Raw genomic sequence first — 18,267 nt, forward strand, 5'->3', positions numbered from 1 at the left:
CGACCGGTACGGCTACCCCACACTGGCCACCGACCATGCGGCCGATCCAGCGCCGGCCATGTCGGCTGTGCGGCTGATAGCGCGAGCCTCCGGGCGGCTGCTCAGGTCCTCCGGGCGGCTGCTCAGGTGGGGCCTGCCAGTCGTGCCAGGCCCAGTCCGCTGACCTGCACTTTCCTGCACCCGCTGCGCTACTGGAAATGCCCGCACAATTGCAGGACCGCCGACTCGCGCCGTTTACCGGAAGGCCGCTTTTCGACCAGCCGATTCGCAATCCGGAAGGTTTTACGGTCTGGCCATGGATGGAACGGTCCGAGCCGAAAATGTTCCGGAGCCGCCCTCAGAGGCGACACCGCATGCCCCAGTTCATCACTATAAGAGCAATTCATCCCTTTCTGCCGTTCCCCGATTGGGGCATTTCGTCCGCCGAAGGGCCTTTTGGTAACCTCCCTTGGTCTTGATGTGATGCGGCGATCGCCGTACATGCGACTGACCGAAATAGGGGTGGGATGGCGCAGTCACCTGGACATCAAGGCGAAGGCACGGCCAGCACGCGACGGGGGCGCAGGCCGATCCGTCCGGATCCGGCATCGGGGCCCGTCGCGCTCTTCGCACACCTTCTCTGGGAGCTCAAGAAGGAGGCGGGCGACCCGTCCTTCGCGGACATGGCCTCCAAGCTCGGCGCGGCGGCCTCCAAGTCGTCCCTGGCAGCGGCCGCCCGAGGGAAAGCGCTGCCAAGCTGGGAGACGACGTGGGAGTTCGTCCGCGTACTCGCCGTCGATCGCCTCGGCCGCGACCCTGACGAGGTACGCCGCGAGTGGCGCGCCCGCTGGGAAGAGGCCGGCCGGCCTTCGAGCCCTCAGAAACCGTCGGCCGCCGACGCCACGGCCGCGGACAACGCCGCCGCTCTCCCTGCACCGGCTCATGACAAGAACGCTCCCGACGAGGACGCGTTCGCCGAGCGTCCGGACGACAGCAGGAGCACGCCCACCGTGCGCCCCGACAACGCAGGCAACCCGGTGCCCGCGACCACTCCGTCCGGGGACGCACCCGCCGGAACTGCTGCTCCCGGAGACCACGCCGCTCCGTCTGAGAACGCTGCGGAAGCAGCCGCCTCCCCCGTCGACGTGGCCACCCAGGCAGACGACAGGCCCGCGTCCTCGAGCGGCACGCCCGCGCCCACCGCGCCGTCCGCGCACCCAACCCCTGCCCCCAACAACCCAGTCACCGCCCCAGACGCCACAACCACGCCTGCGGGCGGCACAATTGCGCCAACCACACCCTCCGCGCACGCAGTCGGCGCATGCGGAGAGGCGACCACTGCACCAGGCAACACGGCCGCACCCTCGGGCGACGCCACCACCGCCCAAGGGAAAACGACCGCCCCCTCCGGCGACACCACCACCGCCCAAGGGAAAACGACCGCCCCCTCCGGCGACACCACCACCGCCCCAGGAAACGCGACCGCACCTCCCGGACACACGACCACGCCCTCCGGACACGCGTCCGCGTCCACCGCGGACACGACTGCGGCGACCGCATCCTCGGCAGCCCCGGTCACCGCGCCCGAGGCCGCGACCGCGGAGGCCGCTTCGCCAGCCGACCCCCATCCGCAGCCCGACCCCCACCCGCAGCCGGTGCCGCGCCGCAGGACGGCGCTGGTGACCGCCGTCGTGGCGGTGGCAGGGGTGGCGGCCGTCGTCCTGGGGTGGCTGGTGCCGACGGTGGCCGGCGACCGGCAGGAGCACGCGGCCCCGCACGCCGCCCCGACCAGCACCACGCCGGACACCCCGATCCCCCCGACCGCGCCCGCCTCGCCGCACCCGGCCACACCGACCGTGCCCGCCTCCCCGCACGACGACTCCGCGTTCGAGCGGGACGTCACCTACCCCGACGGCAGCGTCGTACGGGCGGGCGAGCGGTTCGACAAGACCTGGCGCATCCGGAACGCGGGCAACGTGCACTGGCACGACCGCTACCTCACCCGCATGAACGACACCCCCTGCAAGGCCCCCAAGCGGGTGGCGATCGGCCCGGTACGTGCGGGCGAATCGGTGGACATCACCGTACGGGTGCGCGCCCCCGACTCGCCCGGCCGCTGCAAGATCTATTGGAAGATGACCGACGAGGACGGCGCGCCGCTGCTGGCCGACAAGCGGCCCATCTTCCTCGACGTCACCGTCGCCTGAACGCGGCGGTCATCGATAGGCGGCCGCCTGGAGGGTATAGAGGTCGGCGTAGAGGCCGTTCAGCGCCATGAGCGTGTCGTGGTCGCCTTGCTCGGTGACCTCGCCGTGGTCGAGCACGTAGATGCGGTCGGCGTAGCGCACGCTGGCCAGCCGGTGGGTGATGAGCAGCACCGTACGGCCGTCGGAGTGAGCGCGTACCCGCTCGAAGAGGGCGTGTTCGGCGCGGGCGTCGAGGGCGGCGGTGGGCTCGTCGCAGATGAGCAGGAGAGCGTCGCGATGGAACCCCCGGGCCACGGCGATGCGCTGCCACTGGCCGCCGGACAGCTCGTGACCGTCCTTGAATCGGCGGTCGAGCAGGGTGCGGTAGCCGTGGGGCAGCTCGGCGATGACCTCGTCGGCCCCGGCGACCGAGGCGGCGGCGTGGAGGGCGGGCTCGCCCTTGTCGGTGCCCATCGTGATGTTGTAGCGGGCGGCGAGCGGCCAGCGGGTGTGGTCCTGCGCGATGACGGCGGTGCGCAGGCGCAGCTCGTCGGGGCCGACCTCGCGCAGGTCGGTGTCGTCCCACCGCACGGTGCCGCTGTCGGGCTCGTAGAGCCCGGCGAGGATCTTGGCCAGGGTGGTCTTGCCGGAGCCGTTCTCGCCGACGAACGCGATCACCTCCCCCTGCTTGATCTCGACCGACACCCCGCGCAGGGCCGGGCCGTCGGCGCCGGGATAGGTGAAGGTGACGTTGTCGGCCGTGATGGCCGAGAAGCGGTCGGGGGCGGGCCGGGAGCGGGGGCGGGTGACCCGGCGTTCGGCCTCGGCGCAGAAGTCGAGGAAGTCGGTGAAGTAGAGGCCCTGCTCGTAGAGGTGGTTGGTGGCGTACATGAGGTTGGCCAGCGAGGTCTGGCCGGAACGGATGGCGAGGACGGCGGTGCCGGCGACGGCGAGCGGGATGGCGCCGATCGCCAGCAGGACGCCCAGCGCGACGTAGACGAGCGCGGTGCCGATGCCGCCGAGCGCGTCGCCGACCAGCCTGGTCACCGTCTGGCGGCGGGCCAGGCGCAGCAGGACGTCCTGCTGGGCGCGGGCCACGACGTCGTACATGCGCAGCAGGAAGCCGCGCATGGAGAACGAGCGCACCTCGGCGGCGCAGGACCGGCTGGCCATGAGATCGCCGATGATCCACTTGCGGCGGGCCACCGGGATCAGGGAGTACATGGCGGTGTAACGCATGCGGGCGCTGCGCACCGCCGCCCAGGCGTCGGGCAGGACGGCGAGCAGCAGCAGCGGGAGCAGAACGGGGTGGAGCACGCCGAGCACACCGGCGGCGGCGCCGATGCCGATGACGGCGGTGACGACGTCGATGGCCGAGCTGACCACGGAGCCGGGCACGGCCACGCCGCGCGATGTGGCGCGTTCCAAAGAGTCGTGGAAGTCGGGGTCGTCGTAGGAGACGAGCTCCACCCGGCTGGTCAGCCCGTAGAGGCGCTCCTCGGTGTGGCGGGCGATCTGGGGGGTGAGCCGGGACTGCGCCCAGCCCGCCCCCGCCTGGACGGAGCTGCGCAGCACCGCGGCGGCGCCGACGAGGGCGAGGCTGGGCAGCGCCGCCATGACGCGGTCGGGGGTGGGGCCCTCGCTGAACAGCGCGGTCAGCACGCCGGTGGTGGCCAGCAGGCCGAACGCGGTGAACAGGCCGCCGAGCAGGTTGAGCACGACGGTGGCCAGGGTGTCGCGGGGGCTCGCCTGCCAGGCCATGCGCAGGGCCTGACCGACGAGCGACGGCAGCCGTCTGGCGATGGTCAGGAAACCGACCTCCGCCATCTTGTCGGTGTGGACGCTCCAACTGGGGAGGGCTAGTTCGCCGATGTCGAGCGACTCGTTCTGCATGCTCCGAGTGTGCACGCGGCCACTGACAGTTTTCGATGACCGCAGAGCGCGGCTTTTGTGAGGAGATCGCCAGGAGTCAGAGGGCTTGTCATGTAAGTTTCACGCTCGGTTGACGGCCGATTTGAACGTTGTGATACTCCGTGCGATTCAACCCCCGTTCCACCCGCTTGCTGCCGAGCAAATGTGCAGGTCAGGAGCTTTGTCGCGAATGAATCGATTCATGGGAGCGGAGCATGTTACGCAGCAGCACGAGGAAACTCATCACGGGCCTCGCCGCACTCGCGCTCGCGGCGACCGCGCTGTCCGGCCCCGCCGCCGCGCAAACGCCCCCCAGTAAGGCGCTGGCCTGCGGCGACGGCTCGTACAACGCCGAGGCCGTGCTGAGCGGCGGCACCTGGACCGCGCGCAACGGCAGCAGGACCGTCTACACGGGAAGCAGCATGCTGTCGGCCATGCAGGCCGCCGTGAACAGCCTCACCGCCGGCCGCACCTCCAAGCAGCGCGTCGTCGTACGCGGCTCCGGCTCGATCAGCGCCGGCTCGCGGCTGTCGCTGCCGAGCTACACGGTGCTGGACGTCTGCGGCACCGTGAACGTGACCGGCTCCGGCTCCGGCGACCAGGCCGTCGTGTACGCACGAGGCGTCACCGACGTCGAGGTCCAGCACCTGAACGTCACCGGCACCCCGCTGTACGGCATCTTCGTCCGCAACGGCACCGACATCACCCTCGGCCAGATCGATCTGCGCCTGTCCAGCGGGCTCGGCATCCGCATCGACAACCACGGCGACCGCAGCGTACGGACCAGGAACGTACGCATCGACAACGTCTACGTCTCGGGCACCAGCACGCACGGCGTGGAGACGTACGGCGTGGACGGCCTCACCGTCGGCACCGTCGTCGCCCGCGACACCGGCCACTCCGGCCTGCTGCTGAACGACACCATCAACGCCACGGTCGACACGGTGGACGCGCAGAACGCCGGCACCGGCACCGGGTACGCCGCCTTCCGCATGGCCAACAGGAACGGCAGGATCGGCTCCGGCTATCCCACCAACATCCGCGTCAACCAGGTCATCGCGCGGGGCGGCGGCAGGGGCGTGTTCTGCGTCTCGGAGAGCGGCGGCGCCGTCATCAACCGGGTCGACATCGCCCAGACCGGCAACAACGCGATCCTCATCGAGAACTGCTACAACGTGAACATCGCCGCCCAGGGCGGCAGCGTCCAGGGCCCGGGCGACATCCGGATCGCCGCCCGCTCGGAGTTCCCCAACACCGCCGACATCACCATCCAGAACCTGACCGTCACGAACTCCGCCCTCGTGGAGAACCCGTGCGGCGTCAACATCACGTTCAGGAACAACACGCTGGTCAACAGCCGCCAGTCGATCTGCTGAGCGGGGCCATATCACGGTGATAGGAGCAACTTGGTACCTCTTCCGGGGGTTGGTGGTGCGCATACCGTCACAACACCCCCAACTTTCCGGAGGAGGCTCCGTGACCAAACGCCTTCGCATCGTCCTGTCCGCCGTACTCAGCCTGGCGTTCCTGCTCATCACCGCCCCCGCGCAGGCCGCCGCCCTCGTCACGGTCATCCGGTACGACGCGAGCCGCGCCGCCGAGTTCAGCGCCACCATCGATCAGGCGGCGCAGGTCTGGAACGCCAACGTGTCGAACGTACGGCTGGTCCGCGGCACGCCCGCCCACTTCGTGGTGATCGCCGACAACGGCTGGCCCCGCGCCCTGCCCACCAGCCTGGGGCGCGGCACCGTGTGGATGGGCCGGCAGGCCGTGGACCAGGGCTACTACCCCCTGCGCATCGCCACCCACGAGATCGGGCACATCCTCGGCCTGCCCGACCGGCGTACGGGCCTGTGCAGCGACCTGATGTCGGGCTCGAGCGCGCCGGTGAGCTGCCAGAACGCCGCCCCGAGCGCGGCCGAACGCGCCGAGGTCGACCGTAACTTCGCGGGTGCGACACCCCAGGTGACGTTCGGCACCCTCCACGTGGACCGCTGACCTTGCGGGTGGCGCGCCGCCCTCGGCGAACCGCTCCGCCGGTGGTGGCGCGCCGCCCGTAGCGGCGAGCGGACCGCTCCGCCGGGAGGGCGCGTCGCCCGGGACGACGAGCGAACCGCTCCGCCGGAGGCGGCGCGCCGCCGGAGGCGGCGCGCCGCCGGAGGCTCTCTGGGTTCGGCAACGCCAGCGCGCCCGGTTTCGGGCCCAGCGGCACAGCACCGGCTCCGCGGGCGGGACCCGGGCCCGGGGCGGCCCGGGTCAGCTGCAGGTGTACGACGTGGGCAGGGAGGTGTCGCCGTCGGGGCGGGTGGCCTGGAAGCCGAACGACGTGCTCTCCCCCGCCCCCAGCGTGCCGTTGTGCGGGGCGTTGCGGGCGGTGACGGTACGGCCGCTGACGCTCACCTCGGCGTTCCACGAACCGGTGATGGTGTGCCCGGCGGGAAGGGTGAAGGTGACCGTCCAGGACGTTCTGGAAGATGTGCCGGTGTTGGCGACCGTGGCCTGGATGACGTACCCGGTGCCCCACTGGCTCTGCGTGGACGGTGTGACCGTGCAGCCGGATCCGGTGCCGTCGCCGGACGTGGTGACCGTCACGGTGCCGGAGCGGGGTGAGCGGTTGCCGGCGGCGTCCCTGGCGTAGACGGCGAAGGTGTAGGAGGTGTCCGGCGACAGGCCGGTGATGGTGACGGAGGTGGAGGTGACGGAGGCCGCCGGTGTCTCGGCGGAGCCCTGTAAGCGGACCACGTCGTACCCGGTCACGCCGACGTCGTCGGTGGCGGCGGACCAGGTGAGGGTGGCCGAGGTGGAGGTGACGCCGGAGGCGGTGGGGGTGCCGGGCGCGGTGGGCGGGGTGGTGTCGTCCTCTCCGCCCGGCTCGTACGTCAGCCCGAACCCCTGCGGGAACAGCGGCGTCTTGCCGTCACCCGCGTTGATGGGCTGCTGGGAGGCGCTGTTCATCCAGGTCATGGGCAGCTTCCCGGTCGGCTGGACGACGCCGAACAGCACGTCGGCCACGCCCTGCCCCTCGGTGCCCGGCAGCCAGGCGGCGACCAGGGCGTCCCAGCCGGGGAGTTGCGCGGCGATGTCGAGGGGCCGTCCCGAGACGAGGACCACGACGACGGGGACGCCGGAGGCCCGCAGGTTGGCCAGGGTGTTCAGGTCGGTGCTGTCGAGGCCGAGGTCGCCCGGCCGGTCGCCCTGCGTCTCGGCGTACGGGGTCTCGCCGACGACCGCGATGGCGACCCGGTACGAGCCGTCGATGCCGCTGCCGTCGCGGCTGTAGGTGACGGTGGCGCCGGAGCCGACGGTGTTCCTGATGCCCTCCAGGATGGTGGTGCCGGGCGTGATGTCGCCGGAGGAGCCCTGCCAGGAGATCGTCCAGCCGCCGCTCTGGTTGCCGATGTCGTCGGCGCTCTTACCGGCCACGAAGATCTTCCCGCCGGTCCTGGCGAGCGGCAGCAGCCCGCCTTCGTTCTTCAGCACGACCTGCGACTTGGCGACGGCCTCGCGGGCCAGTGCCCGGTGCTCGGCGCTGCCCACGGTGGAGGTGTACGACCGGTCGGTCAGCGGCTTCTCGAACAGCCCGAGCTCGAACTTCTTGGTCAGGATGCGGCGTACCGCGTCGTCGATCCGTTCCATGCTGATGCGCCCTGCCTGCACCTCGGCGCGCAGCAGCTCGATGAAGCTCCGCCACTCGGTGGGCACCATCGCCATGTCGATGCCGGCGTTGATGGCGGTGCGCACGTCGAGCGCGGAGGTGCCGGGCGCGCCGTCGATCTGGTCGATGCCGTTCCAGTCGGAGACCACGAACCCGTCGAAGCCCAGCTCGCCCTTGAGCACGTCGGTGATGAGGTAGCGGTGGCCGTGCACCTTGGTGCCGTTCCAGCTGCTGAACGAGATCATCACCGAGCCGACGCCGCGCTCCACGGCCTCCTCGAACGGCGGCAGGTGGATCGCCCGCAGCTCGGCCTCCGACAGCCGGGTGTCGCCCTGGTCGACGCCGCCCTCGGTGCCGCCGTCGCCGACGTAGTGCTTGGCGGTGGCGAGCACGGAGGCGGGGCCGTTCAGCGCGTCGCCCTGCAACCCGGTGATGATGGAGGTCATCGACGAGGGCAGGTCGGGGGTCTCGCCGAAGGACTCGTACGTGCGGCCCCACCGGTCGTTGCGGGCCACGCACAGGCAGGGGGCGAAGTTCCAGTCGATGCCGGTGCCCGACACCTCCTCGGCGACGGCGCGGCCGATGCGCTGGACAAGGTCGGGGTCGCGGGTGGCGCCGAGGCCGATGTTGTGCGGGAAGATCGTGGCGCCGACGACGTTGTTGTGGCCGTGTACGGCGTCCACGCCGTAGATGAGCGGGATGCCGAGCGGGGTGGCCAGGGCGGCGTTCTGGAAGCCGTCGTACATGTCGGCCCAGGAGGCGGGCGTGTTCGGTGTGGGGGCCGAGCCGCCGCCCGACAGCACCGAGCCCAGCCGGTACGTGGTGATGTCGGACGCGCTGACCGAGCCGCGCTCGGCCTGGGTCATCTGGCCCAGCTTCTCCTCCAGCGACATCCTGGACATGAGGTCGTCGACCCGGGCGCCGACAGGGAGGCTCGGGTCCTGGTACGGCAGGGCCGCCGCCCCGGTCGCGGGGACCGTAGCCGCGATCGCCGTGGCGGGCACGGTCAGGGTCGCGGCGACCAGGGCGAGAACGGCGGCGAATCCCGTCCGTCTGCGGCTCGCCCGCCATCCGCCCGGCGGCGCGTCGCCCGGTGGCGGGTCGCCCGGTGGCGGGTCCGTCCGCATGAGGGCCCGCCGCAGACCGGTCCGCCATCGGCCGGCCCACGTCGGAACCGTCCGCTTCCTGCTCGGGTTGCTGCTCATCGCACGCTGCTCCGGCTGGCTCGAAGGGATGTGGGAGCGCTCCCAGAGGCACTGTAGGTCACGATCCCCGAGTTTCGCCGCCGCGTGCGAGGCGCCGCCCCGGCGAGGGCAGGCACCAGCGGAAACGGGCCGTACTCCGGTGAAACTTTCAGCTCCTCTTGACCGGCGGGGAGGTTGCCGCGCCCCGGATCCGGCGACATTCCCGCCGTCACCCCTCGCCTTCGTCACCCCTCGCCTTCAGGAGGCCCTTCATGGCGTACGGATCCCTCGCCGGCTACGGCGGCGGCGTGGCGGTGGCCGCGCTGGCCGGCGGGCACCCGTGGCTGGTCGTGCTCTGCGCGTCGATCGCGCTCGGCACGGCCTTCCTGGTACGCGCCCGCTTCCGCCCCGGCCGCGACCCCCTCTGCCCATGACGCGAGACGGGCGCCCCCGGCGGCTCCCATCCGCCGACTACGCCGCCGGTCCCAAGCTCCAAGCATGCGCCGCACTCCTCACCACCGCCGTCGCCGCCTGGGGCGTGACCCATGTGATGGCCGCCCTGCCGAACGGCGGCGGCGAGGCGGCCTGGCCGCTCGCCGCGATCCTGCTGTGGTGGCTGCCGCTGTCGTGGTGCGAGCGCCCGATCAGAGCACGGCGCGACGACCAGGCGAGGCTGGACGCGTTGCGGGTGACCGTACAGATCCCGGTCTACAACGAGGATCCGGAGGCGTTGCGCGCCTGCCTGCGCTCGGTGCTGGCGCAGAGCCGCCCGGTCACGCGGGTGCGGGTGGTGGACGACGGCTCGGACCTGCCGTACGACGACGTACGCACGGAATTCGAGCAGGAGGCGGCGGCGCGCGGCATCGAGACGACCTGGGACCGCACCCCGAACCGGGGCAAGCGCCACGCCCAGATGCACGCACTCGCCGGCGACGACGGGGACGTCTTCGTCACCCTCGACAGCGACTCGGTGCTCGACCGGCACGCCGTCAGGGAGGGGCTGGCCCCGTTCGCGGACCCGCGCGTGCAGTCGGTGGCCGGTCAGGTGCTGGTGCTGAACCGGGCCGATGGCGTGCTCGCCCGCCTGAGCCCCCTGCTGTACCTGCCGTTCACGCTCGGCCTGCGCAGCGCCACCTCGGCATTGAGGCAGGTGCGGCTGAACTCGGGCGCGCTGGCGTTCTACCGGGCGGGCGTGGTGCGAAGGTGCGCGGGCGCGTACGGAAGCGAGCGCTTCCGCGGCCGTCCGATGCAGATGAACGACGACTCGCTGCTCACCTTGCACGCCCTGCTGGCGGGGCGGACCGTGCACCAGCCGTCGGCGATGGTGTTCACGCTCGCCCCGGCCCGGCTCGGCCATCACGTGCGGCAGCAGGTGCGGTGGATGCGCGGCACGGCCGTACGTCATCTGTGGTGGCTGCGCTACCTGCCCCTGACCGGCGCCGCCTTCTGGACCGCGGTGGCCGAGCTCCTGCACCTGCTGCTGGTCGTGGCCGTCCCGGTGGCGCTGGTGGCCGGCCCGGACCACCGGGCTCACCTGGGCGCGGCGGCGGTCGCGACGGGGCAGGCCGCGCTGGCCATGAACTACGCGATGGCGCTGCGGCTGTTCACGGTGCGGCGCAGCGACGAGAGCACACGGGCGCGGCTGGTGCTGTTCGCGCTCGCCCCGCTGGCCGCGCTCTGGCGGCTGCTGGTGCTGCGCCCGCTCCTGGCGTACGCGGTGCTGACGTGCCACCGGGTGGGCCGCTGGGGCACCAGGGCGGGCGTGGAGGTCGGTCTGGCGGCGCGAAATTGATCCCTTTCCCTACAAGATCGCGCCGTGTATGTTCGGGGTGAAAGAAAGTTTCACCCTTGGAGGAAGTGTGGGCAAGAAGCTTCAGATGCTGGCGTTACCGCTCGCCGCCGCCGTCGTGGCCGCGCTCGGAACGCCGGCTCAGGCCGCCGAGGGCTACGACCGGTGCCAGGAGGGCTACTACTGCATGTTCTCCGGCCTCGACGGCACCGGGGACATCATCCAGATCAACGCCGACACCCCCGACCTGGCCGCGCTGGGCATGGCCGACCGCGCCAAGTCCGACTGGAACCGTACCGACTCGTTCATCTACCTCTTCTCCGAGGCGGACTACGACGGCTGCACCGCCGTCACCCAGCCCAGGGACAAGGGCAACTTCTTCCCCACCTTCCGCGACTTCTTCGACTCCGTACGCTTCGACGGCCCCGGCGGCCCGTCCTGCGGCATCACGCTCAAGGGCGGCGCGGCCGACTCGCACGGCGGCTGAAGACCTCCAGAAACGGGGCGACCCCCGGCCTGAGGAGTTCCGGCCGGGGGTCGCCCGTTCACGTGAGAGGGGCTCACTCGGTGAAGCCGACCTCGGTCCAGTCGTAGGTCTTGTAACCCTCAGCGCCCAGGTTGGCCAGCGTCTTCTTGGCCGCCTGGATGTCGGGACGCTGGTACAGCGGGATCGTGTGCACCATGTCCCAGATCATCTTGTCGGCGATGTTCGCCTTCTCGATGGCCTTCTGCGGGTCCATCTCGCCGACGGCATCGTCGATCGCGGCGTCGAGCTCAGGGTTCTCCGACTTCGGGAAGTTGCTCTCGGAGCCGGTCTTGTAGATCTGCGGCAGCGCGCCGAGCGGCAGCGGCGTGCCGATCCACGAGAACGGCACCAGGTCGAAGTCGCCCTTGATGATGTAGTCGGTGAAGAACTTGTCGTCCGGCACCGCGCGGATGTTGAGCTTGATGCCGACCTCCTGGAGCATCGCCTGGGTCAGCTCGCCCTCGGTCTTGGCGTACGGCACGCCGGCGGGCACCACGAAGGTCAGCTCGAACTCCTTGCCGTCCTTCTTGCGGGTCGCGCCCTCGCTCTCCTGCTTCCAGCCGGCCGCGTCGAGCAGCTGCTTGGCCTTCTCAGGGTTGTACTTGCCGAGGTCGCCGGAGTTGTCGACGTACCCCTTGTGGTTGTTCATGAAGACGTGGTTGCCGAGCGTCTGCAGCGGCCAGTCCATGTCCTTCAGGTCGGACTGCGTGATCACGTCACGGTTGATGGCGTACTGCACGGCCTGGCGGACCGACTTGTCCTTCAGGAACTCGCTCTGGTTGTTGACGGTGATGTGCCGCCAGTTGGGGCTGAGCGCCTTGCGGATGTCCGCGTTCGGGACCTCCTTGGCGCGCTTGAGGTCGGCGGGGCTGCCCGGCGGGATCTCCACCATGTCGAGCTCGCCGTTGGCGAAGGCGTTGACCTGCGCGGCGGGCGTCTCGATGGTACGGAAGATGACCTTGTCGAGCTTGGCCTTCCTTCCCCACCACTTGTCGTCGCGCACGACGGTCAGCGTCTTGGTGCCCTCGTCGATCTTCTCGATCTTGAAGGGACCCGCGGTGACCGGGACCTTCTGCAGGTAGTCCTTCTCGAACGCCTCGGGCGAGTCCATGTGCTTGGCCGGCATGAGCGGCGTGAACAGGCCCTGCCACTCCGGGTACGTCTTGGCGAAGGTGACGACGACGACCTTGTCGGAGTCGCCCTTCTCGACCGACTCGATGCGGTCGTAGCCGTCGGTGGAGGTCGGCTTGTACTTCTTGTTCTCGCCGTTGCTGGACTTCCAGATCGCCTCGAAGTCCTTCCACGTGATCGGCGTGCCGTCCGACCACTGGGCCTTGTCGTTGATCGTGTAGGTGATGACCTGCTTGCCCGACGACTGGTCGAGCTTGACGTCGGTCACGTAGTCCTTGTTCGGCGTGAAGTTGGCCTCCGCGTCCGACACCATCACCGACGGCAGGAAGGTGTCACGCATCTCCGAGGTGTCGGCCTGGTTGCCGTCGACGTGGTAGGGGTTCCACTGGCTCGGCCACTGACCAATCGGCAGGGTGAGCGTGCCGCCGTCCTTCACCTGCTCGTACGGGACGGGGTTGATGCTGATGGACGGGGTCTCCGCCATCTGCTGCTGGGCCTGCTGCGACTGCTCGGCGCTCGGCTGCTTGCTCTCCGAGCCGCCGCCGCCGCAGGCCGCCACTGCCATGGCCAGGACCGCGAGCCCAGCGGCCGCACGGTGATGAACCTTCACTCTTCCTCCTGATTGTCCGAGGCCGTGATGACCTCGACTTCCTCCGCGTAGTGGCAGGCGGCACCGTGGTCGACGGCGCTCGTCAGCCGGGCGACCGAAGGCTCCTCCTCCACACACCGCCGTCGCTCGGCCTCGCTGAGCCGGGCGAACTTGGGGCAGCGGGTGCGGAACCTGCAGCCAGACGGCGGGTCGGCCGGACTGGGCAGGTCGCCTTCGAGCAGGATCCGCTTGCGGGTGCGTTCCTTCTCGGGGTCGGGGAGCGGGATCGCCGACAGCAGTGCCTGCGTGTACGGATGCGCGGGCCGGTCGTAGACGTTCTCGACCGCGCCGATCTCGGCGATCCTTCCGAGGTACATGACGGCCACCCGGTCGGCCAGGTGCCGTACCACCGCCAAGTCGTGTGCCACGAACAGGTAGGACAGGCCCAACCTGTTCTTCAGCTCCTCCAGCAGGTTGATCACACCTGCCTGGATGGAGACGTCGAGTGCCGAGACGGGCTCGTCGAGGACGAGCAGCTTCGGCTCCAGGGCCAGTGCGCGGGCGATGCCGATGCGCTGGCGCTGACCGCCGGAGAACTGCTGCGGGTAGCGCTCGGCGTGCTCCGGTGCGAGGCCGACGAGCTGCAGCAGCTCGGCGACCTTGGCGGAGACGTCCTTCTTGCCGTGCGCGCGCAGCGGCTCGGCGATGATGTCACCGATCGGCATGCGCGGGTCGAGCGCCGCCATCGGGTCCTGGAAGACGATCTGCAGGTCGCGGCGGAGCGCCTGGCGCGCGGCCTTGTCCAGCTTGGCGCTGTCCTTGCCGAGCACCACGATGCGGCCGTCCTGCGGCGGCGCGAGCTGCATGATCTGCTGCAGCGTGGTGGTCTTGCCGCAGCCGGACTCGCCGACCAGGGCCAGCGTCTCGCCTTCGGCGATGTCGAAGCTGATGCCGTCCACGGCGTAGACCGTGCCGACGCGGCGCTTGAAGATGGCGCCCTTCATCAGCGGGTAGTGCCGCTTGAGCCCGTCCAGCTCCAGCACCGTGGGGCGCTGCTCGCGCGGCACGCGGACGACGTCGCTCGGCGGGATGACCGGGACCGGGAACACGTCCGCGCCGGTCAGGCCCTTGTGCTCGATCTCGTGCGCGCGGATGCAGGCCACGTGGCGTCCCCCGTCGATCGGGGTCAGCGGCGGCTCCTCCTCCTCGCACATGTCCACCTTCATCGGGCAGCGCGGTGCGAACGGGCAGCCCGGCGGCAGCGAGGCGGGCGAGGGCGGGTTGCCCTCGATGGGCACCAGCGGCCCCTCCTCGCCGTCCACCCTGGGGATCGAGGCGAGCAGGCCCATCGTGTACGGCATGCGCGGCCGGTAGTAGATGTCGTCCACCGAGCCCTGCTCGACCGGGCGGCCCGCGTACATGACGAGCACCCGGTCGGCCATGCCGGCGACGACGCCGAGGTCGTGGGTGATCATCACGATGCCGGCGCCGGTCTCCTGCTGCGCGGTCTTGAGCACCTCCAGGACCTGCGCCTGGATGGTGACGTCGAGCGCGGTGGTCGGCTCGTCGCAGATCAGCAGGTCGGGGTCGTTGGCGATGGCCATGGCGATCATCGCGCGCTGGCGCATGCCGCCGGAGAACTCGTGCGGGAACGCCTTGGCCCGCAGCTGCGGGTTGGGGATGCCGACCAGGTCGAGCAGGTCCACCGCGCGCTTGGCCGCCTTGTCCTTGGGCATCTTCTGGTGGATGCGGACGGCCTCGGCGATCTGGTCGCCGATCGTGTAGACGGGGGTGAAGGCGGACAGCGGATCCTGGAAGATCATGCTGATCGCCTTGCCGCGTACCTTGACCAGCTCGTCTTCCGGCATGCCGAGCAGCTCTTGGCCGTGCAGCTTGACCGAGCCGTCCACCACCGCGTCGCGCGGCAGCAGGCCCATCACGGCCAGCGACGTCACGGACTTGCCCGAGCCGGACTCGCCCACGATGCCGAGCACCTCGCCGCGCTCGACCTCGTAGCTGACGCCGCGCACGGCCTCGATGCCGCCGGGGAAGGTGACGGTGAGGTCCTTGACCTCCAAGATGCTCACGAGTTGCTCCCCGGGTCGAGTGCGTCACGCAGCCCGTCGCCGATCAGGTTCACGCTGAGCACCAACGCGACCAGCAGGCCGGCGGGGAAGGCGAACAGCCACGGGTAGCCGGTGGCGTTGCCGGAGCCGAGCGCGATCAGCGTGCCGAGCGAGACGTCGGGCGGCTGGATGCCGAAGCCGAAGAAGGACAGCGCCGCCTCACCGATGATCGCGCCACTGACGTTCAGCGTGGCGTCGATGATCAGCAGGGACGACAGGTTGGGGACGATATGCCGGAAGATGATCTTCCAGCGCGGGATGCCCATGTAGACGGCGGCCAGGACGTACTCGCGCTCGCGCAGCGAGAGCGTCATGCTCCGCACCACCCGCGAGGTGATCATCCAGGAGAACGCGGCCAGCAGCACCACGAACCACAGCCAGGAGGCGCCCTCCTTGAGCCGGGGCGAGACGATCGCGATGATCAGGAAGCTGGGCAGGACGAGGAGCAGGTCCACGCCCCACATGAGCACCTTGTCCACCCAGCCGCCGAAGTAGCCGGCGAACGCGCCGACCAGGGCGGCCAGGGCCGTGGAGATCAGCGCCACCAGCAGGCCGATGACGATCGACTTCTGCATGCCGCGCAGCGTGACGGCGTACACGTCCTGGCCGATCGAGGTGGTGCCCCACCAGTGGTCGGCGCTCGGCGGCTGCAGGAAGGCGAGGAAGTCCTTCTCGGTCCAGTCGTACGGGCCGAAGTACGGCCCGATGTAGGCCAGCGCCACCAGCAGGATCAGCGCGATGATCCCGTAGCGGGCCTGCTTGTTGCGGTAGAGGCGCCGCAGGACGACTTTCGATCGCATCTCAGCTCACCCGCACCCGTGGATCGAGGGCCGCCACCAGCACGTCCGACAGGAACGACGCGACGAGGACGCACACCGCGGCGAAGAAGGTCACCGCGGCCACGGAGTTGACGTCGTTCTGGTTGATCGAGTCGACCAGCCACGCGCCCATGCCGTGCCAGGCGAAGATCTTCTCGGTGAACGTGGCTCCGGTGAACATGGTCCCGAACGCGAACGCGAAGTACGTCGCCGACGGGATCAGCGCGGTGCGCAGCGCGTGCTTGATGAGCGCCGTCCTGCGCCGCAGGCCCTTGGCCATCGCGGTGCGGACGAAGTCCTGGTTCAGCACGTCGAGCATCATGTTGCGCTGGATCCGGCTGTAGAAGGCGATCGAGCCGAGGCTCAGCGAGATCGTCGGCAGGATGAGATGGTTCAGCCGGTTGAGGAACTGGTCCCAGCCCGACAGGCGCGGGTTGTACTCGCCGGTGTACTCGATCAGCGTGAACCCGAGCCCTCTGTTGAGGTTGTAGGTTGCGATCGCCAGCAGCGTGGCCAGCACGAACACCGGGATGGCCATGATCACGAAGGAGCTGACACCTATTAACCGGTCAGTGATCTTGTACTGCTTCACCGCGGATATCGCGCCAAGTGCCACGCCCACCGCGAACCCCAGCAGGGTGCCGATGAACAGGAGCCGGAGACTGACCATGATGCGGCGGCCCATCTCGTCGTTGACCGAACCGCCGTTCCAGGTCTTGCCGAAGTCTCCGGTGATGACCCCGGAAGCCCAGGTCACGTAGCGCTGCAGCACGGGAGTCTTGTCGTTCAGGTTGTAGGCGTCCAATGTGGCGTCGATGGTCGCCTCGGGGACCGGGGGCTGCCGCCCCTGGTACGACGCCCGCGGGTTCAGCGTGGTCGCCGCGAGCATGTACGCCAGGCTAGCCGCGATAGCGACCAAGATCACATTTATCGCCAACCTGCGGAGCAGGTACTTGCCCATCACTCTCCGTTCGCGCTGACCGAGGGCGCGAACTCCACGCGGAGCGGCGCCCCCTCAACGGAAAACCCATCTCACATCGCGAAATTCACGTGACGTCAAGATGACTGATCAACGCGCAATATATAAGGAAAGGGATAACAGTCAGAATCGCGGCATATAACGTTAAGGTCACTCGCAATAGATCGCCGGACGCGGCGCCCGGTCGCGGATTTCCCGGGCCCACCTGCGGAAACGCGGATGATCAGATGGCCGTCGCGGCGCCCGCGGGGTGCGCTTGTGTCACAGAATCCGGACATTAATTGACGGCTCAGGCCGGTGATCCACATCATATTCGGTGACGCCTCTGTGTGAGCGTCAATCGATCTCCGCGAGCGCGGCCGCCACGTCGTCATAGGAGCGGCTCACGCCGTCGGTCTGCCCGTGCCGGTGCCGCTCCAGCCGGATGGCGCCAAGATGGCGGATCTCGTAGATCACGGAGCGCCAGACCGCCGCGGGGGTGCGGTCCGGCTCTCCATACGCCTCCCAGAACGCCAGCCGCTCGTCCTTTTTGGCGTTCGCCATCCTGATCGTCCAGTCGGCGGCCGGGTCGCCCCACCACGTACGGTCCAGGTCGAGCACCCCCGTGAGCGTCGGCTCCGGCGCGTCCGCCGCGACCATCGTGTTCACCGTCCACAGGTCGCCGGTGAGCAGGCGCGGCTCGGTGATCTCGTCGAGTACGTCACTGCGGCTCTCCGCCAGCGCGGCGGCCTTGCGCAGGTCTGCGCCGTGCAGGCCGGCGTCCTCGGCGTCGGCGGCAAGCTCGTGCAGCGCGCCCGCCACGGCCTCGCTCCACGTGCGGTACGTGGGCGCCGCCACCGGGCCGAACCCCGGGCCGCGGATGTCGTGGACCGTCCTGGTGATCTCGCCGAGCCTGCGGAAGAAGCCTGTCCAGGTGGGGCGCGGGTAGCTCGGCAGGCGGTCGGGCGCGGGCACGCCGTCCAGGAACGTCTGCACCATGTAGTCGCGGCCGATCAGCTCGTGCGACCAGTCGGCGGCGATGATGCGCGGCATCAGCGGGGCGATCGGCGCGAGGTAGGGGGCGGTGGCGTACTCGTTGCGCATCAGCTCACGCTCCGAGCGGGCCTGACGGGCGGGGTCCGGCGCGAACCGCATCACCACCGGCCGGTCCCGCCCCTCGATCGTCACCTTGTACGTGGTGTTGTACATGCCGAGCCCCAGCTCGGCCGCCGAGACGGCGTCACGGCCGAAGACCCGGCGCGCGATCCGCTGGATGTGGTCGGGGGTCACGGACTGCTGGAATGCCTGGGCTGGACGGTCGATCGGCTCGAAGCGCATGCCGACCATCATCCCGCTTCCCCACGATCCCCCCATCCACGACCTTCCTCCCCGCCCCTTCCCGCCACCGGCGCTTC

13 protein-coding genes are annotated in these 18,267 nt (G+C 69.9%); 6 read left to right on the forward strand and 7 right to left on the reverse strand.

What is annotated here, in order from left to right:
* The first annotated feature begins 1,658 nt into the window (after window positions 1–1,658).
* Complete coding sequence (locus AB0K67_RS10405) at window positions 1,659–2,186, forward strand: NBR1-Ig-like domain-containing protein (protein WP_364056083.1); 528 nt, start codon at window positions 1,659–1,661, stop codon at window positions 2,184–2,186.
* A 9-nt stretch (window positions 2,187–2,195) separates the two neighbouring features.
* Here AB0K67_RS10405 and AB0K67_RS10410 read toward each other — a convergent pair whose 3' ends face one another.
* Window positions 2,196–4,058, reverse strand: a complete 1,863-nt coding sequence (locus AB0K67_RS10410) for an ABC transporter ATP-binding protein (protein ID WP_364056086.1) — start codon at window positions 4,056–4,058, stop codon at window positions 2,196–2,198.
* A gap of 233 nt (window positions 4,059–4,291) precedes the next feature.
* Here AB0K67_RS10410 and AB0K67_RS10415 point away from each other — a divergent pair, with 233 nt between their 5' ends.
* Window positions 4,292–5,452: a hypothetical protein gene (locus tag AB0K67_RS10415; RefSeq protein WP_364056089.1), complete on the forward strand. Its 1,161-nt coding sequence runs from the start codon at window positions 4,292–4,294 to the stop codon at window positions 5,450–5,452.
* A gap of 100 nt (window positions 5,453–5,552) precedes the next feature.
* Complete coding sequence (locus tag AB0K67_RS10420; protein ID WP_364056092.1) at window positions 5,553–6,074, forward strand: snapalysin family zinc-dependent metalloprotease; 522 nt, start codon at window positions 5,553–5,555, stop codon at window positions 6,072–6,074.
* A gap of 258 nt (window positions 6,075–6,332) precedes the next feature.
* On the opposite strand, the gene AB0K67_RS10425 is transcribed toward AB0K67_RS10420, so the two are convergent.
* Entirely contained in the window at window positions 6,333–8,936 is a 2,604-nt protein-coding gene (locus tag AB0K67_RS10425) for a glycoside hydrolase family 3 N-terminal domain-containing protein (protein ID WP_364056095.1), read from the reverse strand.
* 251 nt (window positions 8,937–9,187) lie between these two features.
* Here AB0K67_RS10425 and AB0K67_RS10430 point away from each other — a divergent pair, with 251 nt between their 5' ends.
* The 3 genes from AB0K67_RS10430 to AB0K67_RS10440 all read left to right on the forward strand — a co-directional run bounded on the left by AB0K67_RS10430 (window position 9,188) and on the right by AB0K67_RS10440 (window position 11,191).
* The gene (locus AB0K67_RS10430; protein WP_364056098.1) at window positions 9,188–9,349 is read left to right on the forward strand and encodes a hypothetical protein; all 162 of its coding nucleotides are present in this window, start codon (window positions 9,188–9,190) and stop codon (window positions 9,347–9,349) included.
* Window positions 9,346–10,707 carry a glycosyltransferase family 2 protein gene (locus tag AB0K67_RS10435; RefSeq protein ID WP_364056101.1) on the forward strand — a complete coding sequence of 454 codons (1,362 nt, stop codon included), beginning with the start codon at window positions 9,346–9,348 and terminating at the stop codon, window positions 10,705–10,707. The genes AB0K67_RS10430 and AB0K67_RS10435 overlap by 4 nt, the downstream gene beginning before the upstream one ends.
* Before the next feature lie 85 nt (window positions 10,708–10,792).
* On the forward strand, window positions 10,793–11,191 hold the full coding sequence (locus tag AB0K67_RS10440; RefSeq protein ID WP_364056104.1) for a peptidase inhibitor family I36 protein: 399 nt from the start codon (window positions 10,793–10,795) through the stop codon (window positions 11,189–11,191).
* A gap of 73 nt (window positions 11,192–11,264) precedes the next feature.
* Here AB0K67_RS10440 and AB0K67_RS10445 read toward each other — a convergent pair whose 3' ends face one another.
* The 5 genes from AB0K67_RS10445 to AB0K67_RS10465 all read right to left on the reverse strand — a co-directional run bounded on the left by AB0K67_RS10445 (window position 11,265) and on the right by AB0K67_RS10465 (window position 18,190).
* Window positions 11,265–12,971: an ABC transporter family substrate-binding protein gene (locus AB0K67_RS10445; RefSeq protein WP_364056107.1), complete on the reverse strand. Its 1,707-nt coding sequence runs from the start codon at window positions 12,969–12,971 to the stop codon at window positions 11,265–11,267.
* Window positions 12,968–15,037, reverse strand: coding sequence for an ABC transporter ATP-binding protein (locus tag AB0K67_RS10450; protein WP_364056110.1), 2,070 nt, complete (start codon window positions 15,035–15,037; stop codon window positions 12,968–12,970). Before AB0K67_RS10450 ends, AB0K67_RS10445 begins: the two co-directional genes overlap by 4 nt.
* Entirely contained in the window at window positions 15,034–15,876 is an 843-nt protein-coding gene (locus AB0K67_RS10455; protein ID WP_364056113.1) for an ABC transporter permease, read from the reverse strand. The genes AB0K67_RS10450 and AB0K67_RS10455 overlap by 4 nt, the downstream gene beginning before the upstream one ends.
* 1 nt (window position 15,877) lies before the next feature.
* A complete protein-coding gene (locus AB0K67_RS10460; RefSeq protein ID WP_364056116.1) occupies window positions 15,878–16,855 on the reverse strand; it encodes an ABC transporter permease in 978 nt (325 codons plus the stop codon).
* Window positions 16,856–17,209: 354 nt separating this feature from the next.
* A complete protein-coding gene (locus AB0K67_RS10465) occupies window positions 17,210–18,190 on the reverse strand; it encodes an aminoglycoside phosphotransferase family protein (protein ID WP_364056119.1) in 981 nt (326 codons plus the stop codon).
* Window positions 18,191–18,267 lie beyond the last annotated feature (77 nt).

The organism is Nonomuraea sp. NPDC052634 (genome assembly GCF_040678535.1).
GTDB lineage: Bacteria > Actinomycetota > Actinomycetes > Streptosporangiales > Streptosporangiaceae > Nonomuraea > Nonomuraea fastidiosa.

What these genes read in the sequence shown, in the direction of transcription:
- AB0K67_RS10410 (WP_364056086.1), bottom strand. Translation starts at nt 4,058, where the DNA reads ATGCAGAACGAGTCGCTCGACATCGGCGAACTAGCCCTCCCCAGTTGG.
- AB0K67_RS10415 (WP_364056089.1), top strand. Translation starts at nt 4,292, where the DNA reads ATGTTACGCAGCAGCACGAGGAAACTCATCACGGGCCTCGCCGCACTC.
- AB0K67_RS10425 (WP_364056095.1), bottom strand. Translation starts at nt 8,936, where the DNA reads ATGAGCAGCAACCCGAGCAGGAAGCGGACGGTTCCGACGTGGGCCGGC.
- AB0K67_RS10430 (WP_364056098.1), top strand. Translation starts at nt 9,188, where the DNA reads ATGGCGTACGGATCCCTCGCCGGCTACGGCGGCGGCGTGGCGGTGGCC.
- AB0K67_RS10435 (WP_364056101.1), top strand. Translation starts at nt 9,346, where the DNA reads ATGACGCGAGACGGGCGCCCCCGGCGGCTCCCATCCGCCGACTACGCC.
- AB0K67_RS10440 (WP_364056104.1), top strand. Translation starts at nt 10,793, where the DNA reads ATGCTGGCGTTACCGCTCGCCGCCGCCGTCGTGGCCGCGCTCGGAACG.
- AB0K67_RS10455 (WP_364056113.1), bottom strand. Translation starts at nt 15,876, where the DNA reads ATGCGATCGAAAGTCGTCCTGCGGCGCCTCTACCGCAACAAGCAGGCC.
- AB0K67_RS10460 (WP_364056116.1), bottom strand. Translation starts at nt 16,855, where the DNA reads ATGGGCAAGTACCTGCTCCGCAGGTTGGCGATAAATGTGATCTTGGTC.
- AB0K67_RS10465 (WP_364056119.1), bottom strand. Translation starts at nt 18,190, where the DNA reads ATGCGCTTCGAGCCGATCGACCGTCCAGCCCAGGCATTCCAGCAGTCC.